At 43.0% G+C, this 1,522-nt stretch carries 2 protein-coding genes; both read right to left on the bottom strand.

Annotated features, from left to right (window positions below; translation table 11 throughout):
• Positions 1-54: 54 nt before the first annotated feature.
• A complete protein-coding gene (locus R8269_RS24155; RefSeq protein WP_005477915.1) occupies positions 55-1,056 on the bottom strand; it encodes a M23 family metallopeptidase in 1,002 nt (333 codons plus the stop codon).
• Positions 1,057-1,084: 28 nt separating this feature from the next.
• Positions 1,085-1,453 carry a PilZ domain-containing protein gene (locus R8269_RS24150; RefSeq protein WP_005460291.1) on the bottom strand — a complete coding sequence of 123 codons (369 nt, stop codon included), beginning with the start codon at positions 1,451-1,453 and terminating at the stop codon, positions 1,085-1,087.
• Positions 1,454-1,522 lie beyond the last annotated feature (69 nt).

Raw genomic sequence — 1,522 nt, 5'->3', positions numbered from 1 at the left:
TCTTAAAAGAAAAGAGCAGCTCTAGGCTGATCTTTCTATTTCAAGCGAATGACATCAGTTAATAATCGTTTCGTTGTTGTCTTCACTAGAAACAGTATTAATCGTTGTGTCGCGGTAGGGTGAGTTAGTTAAGTTGATTTGTAGACGCACTACATTATCAATCAACTGAACTAATGGACCCCATTTCACCATCTTCTCTTTCTCAAACACGTAGTTGAAGTTTTCTGGCGTCCACTCCATTAGTGATTGAGGGTTAAGTGTGCGACCAAGAAATCTCACTTCATAGTGCAAATGTGGGCCGGTTGAATTTCCTGAGTTACCACATTGCGCAATGACATCACCTTTACTAACAAACTGGCCGCTTTTGACATTGAACTTGTTCAAGTGAGCGAAAGAGCTAGAGAAACCAAAAGAGTGACGAAGGGTGAGGTAGTTACCATAACCTTTGTTTCCTGGACGTACGGTTTCAACCACACCGTCTGCAGGTGCGAGAATTTCTTCACCGCGCTTACAGGTCAAATCGATACCAGTATGCACGTGTCTTCTGCCTGAGATAGGATTGATCCGACTGCCGTAAGAAGAAGAGATTCGTTGATACGTCACTGGGCTGTCATTCGGAATCAAACGGAACATGGTCGCACGAACCGCAGAATCTATAGCTGCCGCATCAATTCGCTCTTCTAAGGCGAGGTTGTTCTCATCGATAGACAGCTCTTCATCAGCAAGGCCGAGTACCGATTCCACATCAAATACGCGCTTTCCGAGCAGCTGAATCTGGTTGTTCTTGTCCGTCAAAGCTTGAGAGAGTGAGTGGTTGGTATCCAATTGCTCTTCATAGAGCGCTGTGATTTCTGCTTTCTCGCTTTCTAGTTTGGTAATGGTTTGCGCCAGCGTTGTCTGATTATGAATCTGTTGCTGGTTCAAATACCAAGCCCCGCCGACAACGGCAGGTAAGGCGATGATCGAAGTTAATATGGTTAGGACCGAACCGCGGCCCAAATAAAATTGCTGATCACCGTTTTTAGTGGGGATCTGCATGATGATTTTTTTAGACATAATTATTGTTACTTAAATAGGCGTTGATTTATTTTTCCCCTAAATCGGAAAGATGGTCTAACTCTCGATTCAGAAGTTCGTTATTGCCTACATTCAATTCGATAAATCGTTTTAATTGGCTAATGCTTTCAATGCCGATGTTGGTGATCTTGAGCCGTATTTGGTCTTGAGTGACGTCTACGATTTGTGCCGTTAACGTAATCTCTTGTTCAGACTGGTGGAACGAGAAACCGACATCAACCAAAAGTGCAGGATTCAATGTATCTAAGCCTTCGGCTTGTAAGAGCAAACCATGTAAGGAAAGATCTTGAATCGTAGCGTTAAGTCTCAAATCACGTTGTTCTAACTGAGCTGGAGCTTGGTAGATGATGCGTGAAAAGCGTCTTTTCTCCGTCATATTGCGCTCTCTAAGGCATTTAAACAGATTGAATAGTATATCAAGAAGAACAAAAAGTGTTCGAATGTT

It is taken from the genome of Vibrio sp. Vb0667, from assembly GCF_033391095.1.
The sequence above is the reverse complement of the archived record's forward strand: the minus strand, read 5'-3'. Positions and strand labels throughout refer to the sequence as shown.